Below are 18,350 nucleotides of genomic sequence, written 5' to 3' on the forward strand. Positions count from 1 at the left end.
CGAAATGAGTTTTTAGACTTGAGAGGGAATTATACAAAACCTGTTTTATGGTCAAGATCATATTTTGCAGGGTCTTGTGGTGGTGCGCCTTTGGAAATAATCAAACAATATATTCAGAATCAACAAGTTTGAAATTTGTGAAATTCACCTCCACCCTGACTGACGGGTGGAGTCCTCTTTCACTTGGAGATAGAAAAATTTACAGCACTTCTTCCACCTGCAAAGTGTGGTAATAAATTTGATTACGTCCCAACTGTTTCGCACGGTACAAGGCTTGGTCTGCACGTTGTAAGAAATCGCTTTTAAAAATGTCCGCCTCACCTTTATAGACGGTAAAGCCCAAACTGATGGTGACATTACTGTCAACCAAAGATTGACTATGTGGAATCGCTAAACGCTCAACCGCTTTAAAAATATTGGAAGCCACAGCATACGCACCATGCGCATCGGTTTCTGGCAATAACACCACAAATTCTTCACCACCATAACGCGCAACAAAATCCATGTGACGAATTGAGTCTTTAATGGATTTGGCAATCGCTGAAATGACTTCATCTCCCTTTTGATGCCCATAATGATCGTTATATTTTTTAAAAAAATCGACATCGATAAAGAGTAAAGACAATGGCACTTCATCATGCCGTGCCTGTTCGAAATAGCTGTCCAGCATTTCATCAAAAGTACGTCTGTTGGATACTTTAGTCAGCGCGTCATGCTGACTTAAATGCAACAATTCTTCAGCATGAATACGGTTAATTTTTTCACTAAGTCGGGCTTGGTGCATGACCAAAAAAATCATCCGCTCACGGGTACACAGCATTTTACTGATTAAAAAACCCACTACCGTACTGCCAACCAACACCCGCCCCATCACCATCACATCAATTGGAATATACAAGGTTAATAGCATAATCATGGCAACCACAGCCGCCATTAACCCAGTCAGCAGCATGTGAAACGGCTTCACCCCCGTCAGTACAAAACCCATAATATAAATCATGCTGATGATCATCATGGCTTGGTGTCTAAACACTTCGGTATGCACCGTCATGGTCAGCCAGGTCATCGACACAATGGCCCAAAAAATCATAGCCATGGCGGCATAGGCATAATACGGGCGCAAAATTTTATAATGGGCAAAAAAGAACAGGGTCAGTAAGCAAAACGCGCCATTGACCAAGCCTAGTAAAGAGTGGATAAAATCGTGTTTAAAAAAATTACGATCAATAATCCAATAATCCCCAGTAATCATCAGCACGGTGATAATAAAGTAGATGAGTACGCCCGACCAAAAATATTGGTTAATGTTGTGCCGAGCTTGTTCAAGATGCTGTTGCCAAAACTCAACTTCCAGTTGTTTCGGAAAAACCTGCCCCGCACGTTTACGTTGACGTTTAATCAACTCTTCATTTTTTTCTTTGTCGTACTGTAGCTTGGCTAACTTATATTTGTATTCCATGGATGCTTTAAATTCCATTTAATCACGATTGTTGCACAGCAAAACTGTAACAACCTGAATATAATTTTTTTAGTGGTTTAAAAATAACACAATGTCGAAACAATTAATTCAGGCATTTCTATTTTTTATGGCTTTCGACGTTACCATTTTAACATTTATAGATTATCATCTGTTTTATTTTTCAGACTGGCAGCGCCTTGAATACGATTACTCTTATCCAGCCAGATGACTGGCATGCTCATTTACGTGATGGTTTAGCACTACAACGTACTGTTCCCGATCTTGCCAAGCAATTTTCACGCGCAATTTGTATGCCTAACCTTGTTCCACCAGTAAAAACGGTAGAAGAAGCGGAAGCGTATCGTGAACGCATCATGGCACACGTCCCTGAAGGTGTAAATTTTGATCCGCGTATGGTGTTGTATTTTACCGATCAAACCTCTCCCGAAGAAGTCAAGAAAATTAAAGCCTCTGCGCATGTGAATGCCATTAAACTTTACCCTGCTGGCGCGACCACCAATTCAGACAATGGGGTGAGCGACATTCGTAAAGTATATGCGGTGATTGAGCAACTTGAAGAACAACAAGTGCCATTATTACTGCACGGCGAAGTCACGCACAATCATGTCGATATTTTTGACCGTGAAAAACGTTTCTTAGATGAAGTGCTTTCACCATTATTACAACAATTTCCAAACTTAAAATTGGTGCTTGAACACATTACGACCTCTGAAGCAGCGCAATTTGTTTTAGAACAAGGCCGTAATGTCGCAGCAACCATTACCCCACAACATTTATTATTTAACCGTAATGATATGTTAGTAGGTGGCGTAAAACCGCATTTCTATTGTTTGCCTATTTTAAAGCGTCAAACCAATCAACAAACCTTATTAGAAGTCGCAACTAGCGGAAATCCTAAATTTTTCTTAGGGACAGATAGCGCACCGCACTCAAAAAATGCCAAAGAAAATGCATGTGGCTGTGCAGGCTGCTATAGTGCGCCTACGGCAATTGAGCTTTATGCACAAGCTTTTGATCAAGTTGGACGTATTGACCGCTTAGAAGGCTTTGCAAGCTTCTTTGGTGCAGATTTTTATGGTTTGCCGCGTAATACCAACACCATTACTTTGGTGAAAGAAGAGCAAATCATTCCAACCAGTTTAGACTACTTGGATGGTGAACAAATTATTCCGTTATATGCGGGTAAAACCATTCAATGGAGAAAAGTGTGACAGATACAACTTTGCCCGTGATGGGGCAACGTTTTCGTGGTTTTTTGCCTGTGGTGGTCGATGTGGAAACCGCAGGCTTTAATGCCCAAACCGATGCTTTGTTGGAAATTGCTGCCATTCCAATTATTTATGATGCGGATGGCAAATTTGTACCAGGTGAAGCGTATCATGCGCATATCAACCCGTTTGAAGGGGCAAATTTAGACCGTCGTTCGTTGGACTTTATTGGGATTGATCCTTTCAACCCTATGCGTATGGCTATGGCTGAAGATGAAAAAACCGCATTAAAACGGATTTTCAAATCAGTCAATGAAGTGCGTCGCCAACAGAATTGTACCCATGCCATTTTGGTCGGTCACAATGCGCATTTCGATTTAGGCTTTGTACAAGCAGCCATTGCCCGCACAGGCACGAAAAACCAAAACCCATTCCACAGCTTTTCAGTGTTTGATACAGTGACTTTAAGTGCGGTGATGTTTGGTCAAACGGTGCTGGCAAAATCATGCATTCAGGCAGGTATTGAGTTTGATGGCAAAGAAGCTCATTCAGCTTTATACGATACGCAAAAAACTGCAGAGCTGTTTTGTTTTATTCTAAATAAACTTGCGCCGCACATGGTAGAGAACTTACTCAACACAGATCAATAATACGATTTGTACTCGAACATTGAGATGTTTACAGGATGACAGACTGCGTTTGTCGTCCTGTTTTCTTTTTAGTGTTGTGGTTTTGATTCGTGCTTTTCAACCACAAGACTGAGCATCAAAATGATTTTTACTGCGAATCAGCTTTTATGCATGCAGTCTTTTGAGCTGGCTTTGGTTATAATGGCAATATTCCAATTTGTGTTATTGATTCTGCCATGTTGAAAAAAATTGTCTTGGTTTTGGTCATTCTCGCGCCTTCTGCGTTGTATCTTTATATTGTGAATCGTGAGCCTGCTCAACCTAAACCAAGCACTCAACCCGCAGCCACACAAACAACAACCACTGAAAAGCAATATCAAACCCCTGATCATTAAAATGATGCACCGTATTCAAATTTACATGCACTGATTTATTTTTAAAGATGTATTATTTTTTAAGCAAATAACAAATAGTGCGGCAGTTTTTTTAGATTCAGGTTTGACACTGTCGCTAAAAATTCATAATATACGCATCACCTCGCAACGTCCCTATCGTCTAGAGGCCTAGGACATCGCCCTTTCACGGCGGTAACCGGGGTTCGAATCCCCGTAGGGACGCCATTTATCGTGCTATACGATCATTTCTAATCCAAATTTATTATTTCAAGATTGCAGATTTGTAGTTTTTCTCTACAATACTTCGCTTCATTTCATTTTTTCTCCTATCACTTATGCCGTCATCGAATCATCAAAATGATGCTGTGCATCAAGGCAATACTATGCCTTTAAAACGTGCGATGAGCACTCGACATTTGGTTATGATTTCACTGGGCGGTGCTATTGGCACAGGTCTATTTTTAGGCTCAGGTGAAGTCATTGCACAAACAGGCCCCGTTGGCGCCATCATCGCTTATATTTTTGGTGGTTTAATTGCCTATATGGTGATGCTGTGTTTGGGCGAGCTTGCCGTACACATGCCTGTTTCAGGTTCATTTGGGGCATACGCCAAACAATATATTGGACCTGGCACGGGCTATACCATCACTTGGTTATATTGGCTCACGTGGTCGGTCACTTTAGGCACAGAATTTACCGCCGCTGCGTTGCTAATGCAGGAATGGTTCCCGCATATTTCCATGTGGATTTGGACACTGATTTTTGGTGGCGTTGTATTTGGTTTGAATATGATTTCCACGCGCTTGTTTGCAGAATCTGAGTTTTGGCTATCTTTGGTCAAAGTCGTGACTGTCATTGCCTTTATCGTTTTGGGTTTAATGGCAATTTTAGGTGCTGTGTCTTATCAAGGTTATACCTCTGCACCTTTATTTAGCAATTTAACCGCACAAGGTTGGTTTCCTGAAGGGCTATTCCCTATTTTTGCAACCATGTTAATTGTTAATTTCGCCTTTTCAGGTACAGAGTTGATTGGTGTTGCCGCAGGTGAAACCAAAGACCCTGCCAAAAACGTGCCTAAAGCAATCAATACCGCAATTTTCCGTCTGTTGATTTTCTTTGTAGGTACCATTGTGGTGATTAGTGCCTTGCTACCACATCAGGCTGCAGGTTTGGCTGCAGAAGGTGTAAGCAGCAGTCCTTTTGTAACGGTGTTTAATCAGATTGGTATTCCTTATGCGGAAGATATTATTCGTTTTGTGATTATCACAGCGTTACTCTCTGCAGCGAACTCAGGTTTATTTGCAGCTTCACGAATGATGTGGTCGCTCTCACACCAAAAGCAATTACCACAGATTTTTTCTAAGGTGAATGCGCGTGGTATTCCTTATATTGCAGTCATGGTCACCATGCTCGGTGCAATGCCAGGTTTATTGTCTGAACAATTTGCGCCTGAAACCATCTTTAAAAACCTCTTGGGTGTGGCTGCATTTACCATGGTCGTGGTCTGGATGAGCATTTGTTTAAGCCAGTTTAACTTCCGTCGCCAATGGTATAAACAAGGTAAAACCGTGCAGGACTTAGGTTTTGCTGCACCGCTATTTCCAATAGTGCCTATTTTAGGTTTTGTGTTCTGTTTTATTACTTGCTTAAGTATGGTGTTTGACCCTGAAATGCTGGCAGGTTTTATTGGCTGTATGATTTTTATTGTGTTGTGCTATCTCAGTTATTACATGATTTATCACAAAAAATCATAATGCTTTTTTAGCGATGATGTAAAACAATAGGGGCGATCTTCGGATTGCCTTGTTTTTTGAGTTGTGTTGATTAGCAATTAATACTGCAAAATACAAAGAAAATCATGCTGCTCTAATAAATGTGTCCATTTAAAAATAACTTGAAAAGCATGATTTTTACCGCTTCAAACGTATCACGACAGCAGAATAGTTTTAATTTTATTCAGTTGAACATTTTTTTCAGAATTATTGCAGAAAAGCGTTTGACACCCCCCCTTATACGCCCTATTATACGCCCACCTCTGAAACGTCCCTATCGTCTAGAGGCCTAGGACATCGCCCTTTCACGGCGGTAACCGGGGTTCGAATCCCCGTAGGGACGCCAATTTCAGAAGTAGATATTTTTTTAAGTCCCTATCGTCTAGAGGCCTAGGACATCGCCCTTTCACGGCGGTAACCGGGGTTCGAATCCCCGTAGGGACGCCATATTCTCAACAACTGCATTGGTTGTTACATGGTTTGAAAATATAAACTTCTATTTGTCCCTATCGTCTAGAGGCCTAGGACATCGCCCTTTCACGGCGGTAACCGGGGTTCGAATCCCCGTAGGGACGCCATATTCGAGATGTTTACATCTCAACAAAAAGCCCAATCAATATGACTTGGGCTTTTTGCTATCTAACGCATTAGTTTTATATTTCAATCTGTGCGGACTGATTCAAAAACCATAGTTTAAGCTTTGAATCCGTCCACTGAGGTTTGAAAAATACGAATCAAGCTGATTTACGTGAGTTGACCTGTCCTTTAATCACCGCAGTTAAATTGCCTTTTAAATATTTGAAAAAGACTTTTAAAGGCGAGAGTTTCGGGTTTGGACGCTTGCCTTGTGCAATTGCTTTGAACTGCGCGGCATACCAAATAATTTCCATAATTGCCATTTTATCAATCATCGGGATACCAGTTTTAATTTTATCGACCCCGTAACGTACATCTTGACCCGCCAACAAACGGTTGGCTAAATCGGTTTCTACCGCAAATGGTCGGGCGATCCCAATAAAGTCACATGCACCACTGTCCAAAGCAGCATTCATGGCAACTACCGTTCTAAAACCACCTGTCACCATTAAGTGGCATTTCACCTGACTGCGAATCAATTCCGCAAAAGATAAAAAATAGGCTTCACGGGCAATGGTACTTGGTTTACGTTTATCAGCTTTAGAGCCTGCCATCGCGGGTGCTTCATAAGTACCACCTGAAATTTCAATCATATCTATACCTGCTTCATCCATGGCTTTAAACACGCTAATCACTTCTTCTTCAGTGATGCCGCCACGTTGAAAATCTGCAGAGTTTAGTTTGACTGATACAATAAAATTGTCTGAGGTCGCTGCACGTACCGCTTGATAAATTTGCATCAAAAAGCGCATACGGTTTTCAATATTGCCGCCCCATTGGTCTTGGCGTTTATTGGTCAGTGGCGATAAAAACTGGCTGATCAAATAGCCATGCGCACCATGCAGTTGAATCCCCTCAAAGCCCGCTTGCTCACAAATCTGTGCAGCTTTGGCAAAACGCTGAATAATATCGAGGATTTCATCTTCATGTAGTTCACGTGGTGTACCAAAACTCAAAGCTAAACTTGGACTAAAAGGCACAGCCGAAGGTGCAACCGTTTCTTTATTCAAACCTTTCGGACATTGCCGCCCAGGATGTGACAACTGTACCAATTGCACCATGCCATAACGTTTACCAACTTCTGCCCACTGTTTGAGCTTTTCTATATCTCGGTCTGATTCAATTCCCACAACACCCGGTTCATTTTTGGCACGTAAATCGACCATTACGTTGCCAGTGATGGCACAGCCCAAACCACCTTTTGCCCATGCTTCATATAGACCTAAATGCAGGCTATTCGGCTGCCCTGCCGTGTTGGCAAGCGCCTCACTCATCGCGCCTTTAATGATGCGATTTTTAAACATGGTATTACGAATCTGAATTGTTTCGGCAAGATGGCTCATACACTGTTCCGTATTGTGTTTTATTGGTCTTTTTTACTCTAAAGATTTTTCGGAACAGGTCAATGCCATTTTGACAAATCTTATTGTCAAAATGGTAAAACAAGTCAGCCAGCCGAAATAGCTGTTTAAAAATATTGAAGGTTTAATACTCACTGGCAGCAATCAATTGACGGGTATATTCTGTTTGCGGATGGCTAAATAACTGTACAGTATCTTGAAATTCCATGACTTTCGCTTGATGCAGCACCAACACTTTTTGACACAGTGCTTTCACCACTTGCAAATCGTGGCTAATAAACAAATAGCTCATCTGTTCTTGCTGCTGCAAACGGCGTAACAGCTGCACGACAGCACGTTGCGTGGTACGGTCTAAGGCAGAAGTCGGCTCATCCATAATTAACAGTTTAGGACGCAGCACCAACGCGCGTGCTAATGCAATCCGTTGACGTTGCCCACCCGACAATTCATGCGGATAGCGTTGTTTAAAACTCACAGGCAATTCCACTTTGCTTAGAGCTTCATCAATGCGCTGGATGATTTCAGGCTTGGACAATTGTTGCAATGCCAAACCCTCACCAATGGTTTGCTCCACATTTAAACGTGGATTTAAGCTGCTAAACGGGTCTTGAAATACAATTTGAAACTGCTGACGTAAGGGACGCAATTGGCGTTCATTCAGTTGATTCAGATCTTGCCCAAGTAGTTCAATTTTTCCCTCACTTTCAATCAATCGTGCAATTGCAAGTGCCAATGAACTTTTACCCGAACCACTTTCACCAACAATACCAATCGATTGACCTTGCGGAAGTTCGAAGCTTAACGGCTCAACCGCAACCACATAATCTTTAACCCGATTCAGCAAGCCTTGTTTAATCGGGAATTTCACAGCAACCTGCTCCAACTCCAAAATGGTCGGCAACTCATCAACCTGCAAAGCTTCACCAAAATCATGATTCAACAAGTTTTGGGTATAGGCTTGCTGCGGTCTATTAAAAATATCTGCCACACTGCCCTGTTCTTCGACCCGTCCATGATTCATGACAATGACCTGATCTGCATATTGTTTGACCAAGTTCAAATCGTGGCTGATCAAAATCATGGCCATATTACGACGCACTTGCAGGCTTTTTAATAAATCCAAAATCTGCGCCTGCAAAGTCACATCTAAAGCCGTAGTTGGTTCATCAGCAATTAAAATATCGGGATCGAGTGCCAACGCCATTGCGATCATCACTCGCTGACGTTGCCCCCCAGATAATTCATGTGGATAACGCTTTAGTTTTTCTTCAGGCTGTGGAATGCCGACATCTGCAAGTAATTGCAGCACCCGGGCACGCGTTTTTTCTTTGCTCCAACCTTGGAGTAATAAACTTTCACCAATAATTTTTTCCACTCGATGCAACGGATTTAAAGCCGTCATTGGTTCCTGAAAAATCATGGCAATTTTTTGACCACGAACTTGTCGCAATTGTTGCGGTTTAAGGCGAAGTAAATCTTGTTCTGCAAAGACTGCCTGACCTTGCACCTGTAAATGTTCGGGCAATAAACCCAGCAATGCCAAACTACTAATAGATTTTCCAGAACCACTTTCACCAACCAAAGCAATGGTTTCGCCTGCATGCAGCTCAAAGTTTAAATCGTGCAGCAAAACCTGTTCCTGCTGCCGAATATGCAGATGACTGACTGTTAGCAATACTGCAGGCTGTGATGCAGTTGAAGAATTAACGTCTTGGATCGAATGCATCACGGGTCGCCTCCCCAATATAAATTAACAAGGACAGCACAATTGCTAAGGTAAAAAAGCCTGACAATGCCAACCAAGGTGCATTTAAATTATTTTTACCTTGTAACAACAACTCCCCTAAAGATGCTGCATCGGGCGGTAAGCCATAACCTAAAAAATCCAGTGCAGTTAAAGCTGTAATATTGGCGGTTAGCATAAATGGCAACTGCGACAAACTCGAACTCATGGCATTGGGTAAAATATGCCGAAACATAATGGTACGATCGGTTACGCCTAAACTTCGCGCTGCACGGACATAGTCAAAATTTCGGGCGCGTAAAAATTCTGCTCGAACCAAGCCGACCAGTGTCGTCCAGCCAAATAACAGCATAATCACAAATAGCCAATACACACTTGGGGTAAACATGCTGACCAAAATCATCACCATGAACAGCATCGGTAAACCACCCCACACCTCTAAAACGCGCTGCCCAATTAAATCGACCCAGCCGCCATAGTAGCCCTGAATTGCCCCGACCAAAATGCCCAAAGCTGCCGATGCAAAAGTCAATGCAAAGCCAAATAACAGCGATACACGCAAGCCATATAAAATTCGCGCCAACACATCGCGCCCTTGGTCATCTGTACCTAGCCAATTTTGTGCAGTTGGTGCAGAAGGTACAGGAACGGCCAAATCTAAATTCGGGGTCTGGTAAGAAAACTCAATGAGCGGCCAAACTGCCCATCCTCGGTCTGCAATCAGTTGTTGCACCACTGGGTCTTTATAATCTGCTTCGGTTTCAAATACACCGCCAAAGGTCGTTTCAGGATAAGCCTTGAACACTGGCAGATATAAAGATTGCTCATATTTGACCAATAACGGTTTATCATTGGCAATCAGTTCTGCCGCCAAAGACAACACAAAAATAATGATAAAGACAATGAAACAACCAAAACCCAATTTATTCTGTTTAAAACGCTGCACACGCGCCTGCATGATCGGTGACATTATTTTGCCCCTCGCGATTCAAAACTAATACGTGGGTCGATCACCTGATATAACACATCGCTGATTAAGCGTAGAATTAAGCCCAATAAGGTAAAAATAAACAAAGTGCCAAAAATTACAGGATAATCACGCTGTACAATCGCCTCAAAACCAAGCAGGCCTAATCCATCTAAATTAAAAATAATTTCGATGAATAAATTCCCAACAAAGAAAATACTCACCAACGCTTCGGGTAAACCTGCAATCACAATCAGCATGGCATTACGAAACACATGCCCATATAACACACGCGATTCAGTAAGACCTTTAGAACGTGCCGCCAACACATATTGTTTGTTTAATTCTTCCATAAATGAATATTTGGTCAGATAGGTCAGCCCTGCAAAACCACCAATCACCATCGCCAATAAAGGCAAAGTCATGTGCCAAAAATAATCGGTGATTTTTCCCCACAGACTCAATTGAGCAAAGTTTTCAGACACCAAACCCTGTAAAGGAAACCACTGAAAATATGAACCGCCTGCAAAAAATACAATCAGTAAAATAGCAAAGGCAAACGCAGGAATGGCATAGCCAATCGCCAACAAAATAGAAGTGGCTTTATCAAACAACAAGCCATGCTGACGGGCTTTTTTAATGCCTAAAGGAATAGAAATTAAATAAATCAGCAAGGTGCTCCATAAACCTAAAGATAGCGATACAGGTAATTTTTCCCATAACAATTGGGTCACAGGTTTATCTTTAAAAAAGCTGGTGCCAAAATCGAACTGCACATAGCTGGTGAGCATTTGCCAAAAGCGTTCATGTGCAGGTTTATCGAATCCATATTGCGCTTCGATTTTTGCGACCATTTCATCACTTAAACCTTTAGCACCTTGATAATTGCTGCTATTGGAGGTTGCAGCAGTTTCACCGCCTGTCGCCCCCATGCCCTGAAAGGCTTCGGCTTGCTGAATCGCCTGTTCGACTGGACCGCCCGGTGCAATTTGAATCACCACAAAGTTAATCAATAAAATGAAAAACAAGGTTGGAATAATCAGGAACAATCTTTTGAGAATGTATGTGCCCATGTACTTACCTTTTGGCAATGTTCTGGTTTATCGCAAACACTGTCATGCTTGAGTTTTAAAATCGTTATTGTTGACGTAAATAATGTGCAACTTTCTTGGCTTGTGCCGCATCGCTCCACCAATAATCAATTCCTGCCGATAGTTTAGGTTTGATGGCGGGCTGACGATACATATTCCAATAGGCATACCAGTTTTCACCTTTGCCATAGGTTGGAATTTGATAATACCCTGCGCGCAATAAACGATCCAAAACTTTGGTACGCACAATCAATTGTTCACGATTAGGCGCACGAATCAACTGTTGTACCACTTCATCAATTACTGGGTTTTTAATGCCTGCGTAATTATAGTTTCCTGGTTGATCTGCGGCAGCACTACTCCAAAGCTGTGCTTGCTCATTGCCTGGACTTAAAGATTGCGGCATGACACTGGTGGTCATATCAAAATCGGCACGGCGCATGCGTTCAATATATTGCGGCACATCGACATGCCGAATATTTACCGTAACGCCCAGACGTTTCATATTGCGCACAAAAGGCACTAATGTGCGTTGCAAACCATCCTGATGAATTAAAAATTCAATTTGAATGGCTTTGCCTTTGGCATCGACCAATTTACCTTGCTGAAAACGATAACCCGCTTTCAAAAGCAATTCACGGGCTTTAAGCAAGCCGTTACGGTTAAAGCCACTGGCATCAGTCACAGGATACTGCCAATTTTGCAATACGCCTTGGCGTTGAATAGGATGCAGCTTGGCCAAATAGGGTTTTAAAACAGACAATTCTGCGGCTGAAGGTGTGCCTTTGGCTTCTAATTCACTGTTAGAAAAATAACTTTGCAAACGGCGATATTGCCCATAAAACAAGGCTTTGTTTTGCCATTCAAAATCATAAGCGTAGGTTAAAGCCTGCCTAAAACGAATATCCTGAAACGCATGTCTACGGGTATTAAAAACAAAACTTTGAGTCGGAATTGGGTTTTGGTGCTGAAATTTATGCTTGACCACCATGCCCGCATTCACAGCAGGAAAACGATATTCAGTGACCCATTTTCGTGCGGTATATTCTTCATGCAACGTGTATTGCCCCGACTTAAACCCTTCGAAGGCAATATCCAGATTGCGATAATAAACATACTTCAGGCGGTCAAAATTATAGCGCCCTTTATTTACGGGTAAATCTTTGCCCCAATAATTTGGATTACGCTTATAAGTAATGCTGCGCCCTGCATCAATCCGCTCAATAAGATACGGCCCTGAACCTAAAATCGGTTCTAGTGTGATGCGGGTAAAGTCACGCTTTTGCCAGTCTCTTTTAGAATAGATTGGCATTTGCGACAAAATCAGCGGCATTTCTGCATTGTTAGTGGATTTAAAACTGACTTTAACCTGATGCTTAGACAAGACCGTGGTTTTATCTAAATCGGATAAATACATTTGTAAACCTGGATTAGACTTGGTCTGAAAAGCATCAAAACTGAATTTCACATCATCTGCTGTAACTGGGCTGCCATCACTAAATTTAGCTTTAGGATTTAAATGAAAAATGACAAATGCAGTTTGCTTGGGGTCATAGCTGACTTTTTCTGCCAATAAGGGATACATCACCCCCGGCTCATCTAAAGAACTGCTCATGAGTGAATCGAATATAAAACTCACCCCATCGGTTGAGCTGCCCTTGCCATTCATGTCATTTAAATTATCAAAAGTGCCATTACTGGCACGAATTAAATCGCCACCTTTGGGCGCTTGCGGGTTGGCATAAGGCATAGCCGAGCGCCCCACATACTGAGGCTGGCTATGTACGGCAATATAGGGCGTGGTTTGTAACGCAGCCCATCCAAACTGCGGCAAGACCACACAACCTAAAATACAGCCCAGATATTGATGTGTCTTTTTTATGGCAAATGACATGCACACAGCTCCTTGTGCAGTATTCCTGAGGATGCCGTCAAAACATGACATCCTCAGGATTAAACTTTACAGATTCGGGACTTTAATCACATCGCCAATACGCAATTGAGTATTTGGCTGCATATCATTTAAATCTGCCAATGCTTTGGTGTCGATGCCATAACGACTGGATAAGCCAATCAGCGTATCCCCACGTTTCACTTTATATTCAGTTACGGTTTTGGGAACTTGAATATTTTGTCCAATGCGTAAACCTGAACGTGGCGTTAAGTTATTTAAACTCGCCAATTCTGCAACTGACACACCCACACGGCTGGCAATCGAATTTAAAGACTCACCACTTTTAACGGTATAAGCTTCGGTGGCTTTGCTACTGCTGCTTTTCGCAGCACTTACGACCTCTGTTTTTACTTCATTTTTTGCAGCGCTGGCATCGACTTTTAAGCGTTGTCCAATGCGGACATTGGCAGTACGTGAAAGATCATTCAGCTCTGCCAAATAATTCAATTGCAATTTATATTGGCGCGCAATACTGCTTAAAGTTTCCCCTGCTTTGACCACGTGAATATCATTGGTGGTTTCAGCCACCGCTTCAACTTGGGCTTTTTTCTCAGGAACATCCCCCGTGAGTTTAAGAATTTGTCCTGCTCTTAAACCACTGTTACGGCTTAGATTGTTTAAGTCTGCAATATAGTCTTGGCTGAGATTATATTTTGTCGAAATCGCCGATAAGGTATCGCCACGTTGTACCGTATAACGCTCAGGCACATTGACACCTGCAGGCACTTTGAGGGTTTGACCAATGCGCACACCGCTTTGCGTGCTTATATTATTTAAACTGGCGAGCTCTGCCAAAGAAATTTTGGCTTGGTTGGCAATGCTCGATAAAGTATCACCACGCTGTACTTGGTAGTTTTCAGTCGGATAGTTTGGCTCTGCTGCTTTTGTTTCTGACTTACTGGCTTCAGCTTTGCTCGCTTCCGTTTTTTGTGCAATCACTTCATTTACAGGCACATTAATGCGTTGCCCAACCAATAAGCTACTGTTCGCGTTTAAACCTGGAGTTAAATCAGCCAATTCCTGATTTGACAAGGCATAACGGTCTGCAATCAGTTTTAAGTATTCGCCACGCTTCACTACGTAAGTTTTGGTTGCGATTTTTGCAGCCTGTTCTGCGGCTTTTTTGTCGGCTTCTGCTTTGGCTTTAGATGCAGCCGTTTCTTTTAAACTTAGACGCTGCCCTACAAATAAGCCACTGGTGGTGCTTAAGTTATTAAAATCTGCCAATTGTTTTACAGTTAAACCAAACTGACTGGCGACACCTGTTAAGGTATCATTGGCTTGCACCACGTATTGCTCAGGCATGGTTTTTGGCTTAGCAGGCTCTGCCTGTACTTGTGGCTTGGCATCGTATAAATAAATACTGGTGCCCACATACAAAGTTGCATCTGGAGCAATTTGGTTCCACTTGGCAATATCACGCCAGTTCAAGCCATTTTTCATGGCAATACTGGCCAAGGTGTCCCCCGCTAACACGGTGTACGTGGTACGTTTGCCTTTTTGTGGTACGACCACCACCTCAGACTCCGTACGTAAATAGTTCTTACCTTGGTTACGCTTTGCTTCTTCTGAATCTGGGCGCGTATTTTCTGCCACACTTTTCGGGTAAGCAAAACCTTTGGTTAATTCTTTACCTTGCTGCTCTGCAACAGACAGACTGGTCTGAATAGCGGTCAGCTTAATTTTGCCATCGTATGGATCGACAATTTCAGTGCCTTGCGGCGCAATTTGTTTCAACTCTGCCACAAGTTGTTCTTGTTCGGCTTTAGAAGCTACAGGTTGCAATACTTCTTCTACAGTTTTATTGCTACCTTCAGCCTGCACTGCTGCCAAAATTTGCTCGCGCTCAGTACTGGAAATTGGTGGCTCAATCCGCACAGGCTGAATATTGGCAGCAGGTGTAACAGCAACAGGAATACGCGGCGCACTTGGAATATCGCTACCCGCAGCAAATGCAGCCAAAGCGTCCGAACCTTGTGGGGTACGTGACAAACGTGCAGGCGTAGTGGTTGCTGGTTTTGAAACACTGGCCGTGGTTGATGCTGTGCTTGGTGTATTGGTAGTTGTGACTGCCGCAGATGCTGCAGGTTTGCTTGTAGTCGTTTTGGTTGTTGTACTGGTCGTTAACGCAGGTGGTTCAGATTTAGACGGTGTAATGGTCACACCAGAAGATGAAAACGATGGGGTATTGCTGTTATTACTTGCCAATAAACCGCTACCACCTTGGAGTTTTTTCAATCGTGCATCGACTGTCGGACTTAAATCTGCAGGAATCAAAATACGCATTGGACTTTGGCTATCAATCCGATCCCCACGATGTCCAGGGTTAAGCGAATACAGTTCGGCACGGCTGAGACCGGTAATATTGGCCACATCATTTAAATTCACCGCGCCCACATTAATTTCACGGAAGTGTGGACGGTTGGCAATTGGGGGTAAAGACACGCCATAAGCATGCGGGCTTTTAATAATTTGTGCTACCGCCAAGAAACGCGGCACATAGTTCATGGTTTCTTGCGGCAGTTTTAAAGACCAATAATCGGTTGGTAAACCTGCAGCTTTATTGCGGTTAATGGCTTGTTGAATACGACCCGGGCCTGCGTTATAAGCCGCCAATGCCAATTCCCAAGAACCAAACTGATTATACAAACTGCCCAAAAACTCATAGGCAGCACGAGTCGACTCCACGACATCTCGGCGACCATCGTACATCGAAGTTTGTTTTAAGCCGTAAATACGCCCTGTACTTGGAATGAACTGCCATAAACCTGCGGCAGCTGCGCTACTGGTTGCTGCAGGGTCATAGGAACTTTCAATCACAGGTAACAACGCCAATTCAGTTGGCATACCACGACGTTCAGCTTCTTTAACCGTGTGATACAAATAACGTGACGCACGCGCACTTAAACGATCCAAATACGGTTGACGTGAAATAAACCAGCCTCGCTGCGCTTCAATACGTGGGTTCCAATGGTTTAAATCCATTTTGAAACCAACGGTCATACGCTTCCAGACATCACCGTGTTTTAAAATTAATAAACGGTCACCTTCTACCGCGCGCATATCGGTTGCAGAGAGTAAATCTTCCAGACCATCTAAAGTACTGGCATCTAAATAACCCGAACCGACCTGACTTGAAGTGAGTGGCTTGCTCGCACCCTGCGTCGAGCTACAGCCCGTCATCAAGCCAAGGGCAGCCAATGCTGAACCTAAAACTGTAATTTTTAAAAATGAAGGTAAAGTCGGCTGCCACATGCGCGTGGTTGGTTTATACATAAAAAAATCCAAACAACTCGTATATAAATTATTTTTTAGACTTGCCATTGTAGTAGAGCTAGACAACGACACAAGGCATTAATTTAGCGCGTTTCGTCTATAAATGTTACAAGAAATTAAAAAATAGACAGGATTTACACGTCTAAACCGAATTTGCGATATACAATAGCTTTTCATTTTGATTTATTTTGCACAACCTGCGGATCTGATTTATGTCTCAAACAATCACTTTATATGTTGATGGTGCTTGTCGTGGTAATCCTGGCTTGGGTGGTTGGGGTGCGTATATTGTTACCGAACAAGAAGAACATAAATTATATGGTGGCGAAGCTCAAACCACCAATAACCGTATGGAATTGACTGCAGCGATTGAAGGCATTTTATTTTGCCCAATGGATGCCAAGCTGATTATTTGGACTGACTCCAATTACGTCAAACAAGGCATTACCGAGTGGATTCACGGTTGGAAAAAGAAAAACTGGAAAGATGTCAAAAACCCTGACCTTTGGCAAAAATTAGATGCGGTCTGTCAAGGTCGTGAAATTGAATGGCACTGGATTAAAGGTCACGCAGGACATGCAGGTAATGAAATGGCAGATCAACTCGCCAATGTGGGTGCAGATCAAGTCAGCAAAATGTTAAAAACCGCAGACTCAAACCCAACCCTCAATGCAACCTTAATCACATCGGCAGTAGACATAGCAGAACATGATAAAAAAAAAGCGGAATCTGACTGGTTGCTCGATGACCCGTTTGGTTTTGATTTAATGGGCGATGATGCCGAGGTTGAAATAGAAGATATGCAAAATACGCTTCAGGAAGCTCATCAGGCAACCGACACGGAACTCGAAATCAGCGCATCTGTTCATGTCATTGAAGCAGAAACCAACGTGCCTGCAACTGAATCAACCATTACAGATGAAACTGAAACAGAAAAAACCAATCCATCAGCTCGCGTTGACGCAGTGAACACAACTCAATTGCATCCGCATATTGTGGTCACCCCTGCCACAATGGAGCTACACGGCCCGCGCCAACTGATTCTGGATACCGAAACCACAGGTTTTTACTATCAAGATGGTGACCGGATTATTGAAGTCGGTGCGCTGGAAATGATTAACCGTAAACTCACGGGCAGTTCCATCCACATTTATATTCAGCCTGAAAAACTGGTCGGTGAATCAGAAAACATTCACGGTATTTCAGATGAGTTCTTAAAAGACAAACCCAAGTTTGCCGAAATTGCCGATGTGCTGTATCAATATCTTAAAGGTGCAGAAATTATTGCGCACAACGCCACCTTCGATATGAACTTCTTAGATATGGAGTTCAGTCGTGCGGGGTTGGGCAATTTGTCCGAAGTATGCGAAGTGACCGACTCACTGCTCATGGCAAAAAGTAAGCATCCTGGGCAAAAAAACTCACTCGATGCGCTCGTCAGACGCTATGAAATTCCTGCGCGTGACCGTACGTTCCACGGCGCATTACTAGATGCTGAAATTCTAGCCGATGTTTACTTGGCAATGACTGGCGGACAAGTCGCCTTTGATATGGATGCTCTGTCTGCAAGCGAAGAACAGCAACGTCAAAGTGATCGTTTAAGCATTGATATTGATCTTGCTGTGATTCTGCCATCAGAAGAAGAATTGGCTGCACATGAGAATTGGGTCAAACAATTTGAAGAAAAACACGGTAAACCTTGCTTTTTTGCCAAATAAAATCTACGAGTTTTGTAATTTTATGTATTTAAAGATTTGCCAGTTCAGTTATAGTTAAAGCAAATAGGACTTTGTGTATTTTGCAAAGAACCAACAAACAGATAAAACACTAGGAAAGG

At 42.7% G+C, this 18,350-nt stretch carries 13 protein-coding genes and 4 tRNA genes; 10 read left to right on the top strand and 7 right to left on the bottom strand.

Annotated features, from left to right (window positions below):
* The coding region (locus HX743_RS10715) for a transposase (RefSeq protein ID WP_178319204.1) at window positions 1-132 on the top strand (132 nt) is incomplete at its 5' end.
* 67 nt (window positions 133-199) lie between these two features.
* Here the strand turns inward: HX743_RS10715 and HX743_RS10720 are convergent.
* Window positions 200-1,459, bottom strand: coding sequence for a GGDEF domain-containing protein (locus tag HX743_RS10720; protein ID WP_096902183.1), 1,260 nt, complete (start codon window positions 1,457-1,459; stop codon window positions 200-202).
* A 197-nt stretch (window positions 1,460-1,656) separates the two neighbouring features.
* On the opposite strand from HX743_RS10720, the gene pyrC reads away from it, so the two are divergent.
* The 8 genes from pyrC (at window position 1,657) to HX743_RS10760 (ending at window position 6,062) form a co-directional block, all read left to right on the top strand.
* On the top strand, window positions 1,657-2,691 hold the full coding sequence (gene pyrC, locus HX743_RS10725) for a dihydroorotase (protein ID WP_178319205.1): 1,035 nt from the start codon (window positions 1,657-1,659) through the stop codon (window positions 2,689-2,691).
* A complete protein-coding gene (gene rnt, locus HX743_RS10730; RefSeq protein ID WP_096902181.1) occupies window positions 2,676-3,338 on the top strand; it encodes a ribonuclease T in 663 nt (220 codons plus the stop codon). Before pyrC ends, rnt begins: the two co-directional genes overlap by 16 nt.
* A 215-nt stretch (window positions 3,339-3,553) precedes the next feature.
* A complete protein-coding gene (locus HX743_RS10735) occupies window positions 3,554-3,712 on the top strand; it encodes a hypothetical protein (protein WP_004972674.1) in 159 nt (52 codons plus the stop codon).
* A 149-nt stretch (window positions 3,713-3,861) separates the two neighbouring features.
* Window positions 3,862-3,937, top strand: a tRNA-Glu gene (locus tag HX743_RS10740).
* 110 nt (window positions 3,938-4,047) lie between these two features.
* On the top strand, window positions 4,048-5,466 hold the full coding sequence (locus HX743_RS10745) for an amino acid permease (protein WP_026438458.1): 1,419 nt from the start codon (window positions 4,048-4,050) through the stop codon (window positions 5,464-5,466).
* A gap of 288 nt (window positions 5,467-5,754) precedes the next feature.
* Window positions 5,755-5,830 (top strand) — tRNA-Glu (locus HX743_RS10750).
* Window positions 5,831-5,855: 25 nt separating this feature from the next.
* Window positions 5,856-5,931, top strand: a tRNA-Glu gene (locus tag HX743_RS10755).
* 55 nt (window positions 5,932-5,986) lie between these two features.
* A tRNA-Glu gene (locus HX743_RS10760) sits at window positions 5,987-6,062 on the top strand.
* A gap of 156 nt (window positions 6,063-6,218) precedes the next feature.
* Here the strand turns inward: HX743_RS10760 and HX743_RS10765 are convergent.
* The 6 genes from HX743_RS10765 to HX743_RS10790 all read right to left on the bottom strand — a co-directional run bounded on the left by HX743_RS10765 (window position 6,219) and on the right by HX743_RS10790 (window position 16,513).
* Window positions 6,219-7,463, bottom strand: a complete 1,245-nt coding sequence (locus HX743_RS10765) for an NADH:flavin oxidoreductase/NADH oxidase family protein (protein ID WP_004972669.1) — start codon at window positions 7,461-7,463, stop codon at window positions 6,219-6,221.
* Between the two features lie 142 nt (window positions 7,464-7,605).
* The gene (locus HX743_RS10770; protein ID WP_178319236.1) at window positions 7,606-9,207 is read right to left on the bottom strand and encodes an ABC transporter ATP-binding protein; all 1,602 of its coding nucleotides are present in this window, start codon (window positions 9,205-9,207) and stop codon (window positions 7,606-7,608) included.
* Entirely contained in the window at window positions 9,185-10,195 is a 1,011-nt protein-coding gene (locus tag HX743_RS10775) for an ABC transporter permease (protein WP_178319206.1), read from the bottom strand. Before HX743_RS10775 ends, HX743_RS10770 begins: the two co-directional genes overlap by 23 nt.
* Window positions 10,195-11,265 (bottom strand): microcin C ABC transporter permease YejB, encoded by a 1,071-nt coding sequence (locus tag HX743_RS10780; RefSeq protein WP_178319207.1) that lies wholly within the window; start codon window positions 11,263-11,265, stop codon window positions 10,195-10,197. Before HX743_RS10780 ends, HX743_RS10775 begins: the two co-directional genes overlap by 1 nt.
* A 64-nt stretch (window positions 11,266-11,329) precedes the next feature.
* Window positions 11,330-13,177, bottom strand: a complete 1,848-nt coding sequence (locus HX743_RS10785) for an extracellular solute-binding protein (RefSeq protein WP_178319208.1) — start codon at window positions 13,175-13,177, stop codon at window positions 11,330-11,332.
* 66 nt (window positions 13,178-13,243) lie between these two features.
* Entirely contained in the window at window positions 13,244-16,513 is a 3,270-nt protein-coding gene (locus HX743_RS10790) for a LysM peptidoglycan-binding domain-containing protein (RefSeq protein WP_178319209.1), read from the bottom strand.
* A gap of 212 nt (window positions 16,514-16,725) precedes the next feature.
* Between HX743_RS10790 and dnaQ the strand changes: the two genes are divergently transcribed.
* Window positions 16,726-18,231: a DNA polymerase III subunit epsilon gene (gene dnaQ / locus HX743_RS10795; protein ID WP_178319210.1), complete on the top strand. Its 1,506-nt coding sequence runs from the start codon at window positions 16,726-16,728 to the stop codon at window positions 18,229-18,231.
* Window positions 18,232-18,350: the final 119 nt, after the last annotated feature.

This window comes from Acinetobacter sp. Swhac1, from assembly GCF_013390985.1.
Taxonomy (GTDB): domain Bacteria; phylum Pseudomonadota; class Gammaproteobacteria; order Pseudomonadales; family Moraxellaceae; genus Acinetobacter; species Acinetobacter towneri.

Excerpts from the sequence above, each read along its gene's own strand:
- HX743_RS10745 (WP_026438458.1), top strand. The coding sequence starts at position 4,048 with ATGCCGTCATCGAATCATCAAAATGATGCTGTGCATCAAGGCAATACT.
- HX743_RS10765 (WP_004972669.1), bottom strand. The coding sequence starts at position 7,463 with ATGAGCCATCTTGCCGAAACAATTCAGATTCGTAATACCATGTTTAAA.
- HX743_RS10770 (WP_178319236.1), bottom strand. The coding sequence starts at position 9,207 with ATGCATTCGATCCAAGACGTTAATTCTTCAACTGCATCACAGCCTGCA.
- dnaQ (WP_178319210.1), top strand. The coding sequence starts at position 16,726 with ATGTCTCAAACAATCACTTTATATGTTGATGGTGCTTGTCGTGGTAAT.
- HX743_RS10735 (WP_004972674.1), top strand. The coding sequence starts at position 3,554 with ATGTTGAAAAAAATTGTCTTGGTTTTGGTCATTCTCGCGCCTTCTGCG.
- HX743_RS10785 (WP_178319208.1), bottom strand. The coding sequence starts at position 13,177 with ATGTCATTTGCCATAAAAAAGACACATCAATATCTGGGCTGTATTTTA.
- HX743_RS10780 (WP_178319207.1), bottom strand. The coding sequence starts at position 11,265 with ATGGGCACATACATTCTCAAAAGATTGTTCCTGATTATTCCAACCTTG.
- HX743_RS10720 (WP_096902183.1), bottom strand. The coding sequence starts at position 1,459 with ATGGAATACAAATATAAGTTAGCCAAGCTACAGTACGACAAAGAAAAA.
- HX743_RS10790 (WP_178319209.1), bottom strand. The coding sequence starts at position 16,513 with ATGTATAAACCAACCACGCGCATGTGGCAGCCGACTTTACCTTCATTT.
- rnt (WP_096902181.1), top strand. The coding sequence starts at position 2,676 with ATGGAGAAAAGTGTGACAGATACAACTTTGCCCGTGATGGGGCAACGT.
- HX743_RS10775 (WP_178319206.1), bottom strand. The coding sequence starts at position 10,195 with ATGTCACCGATCATGCAGGCGCGTGTGCAGCGTTTTAAACAGAATAAA.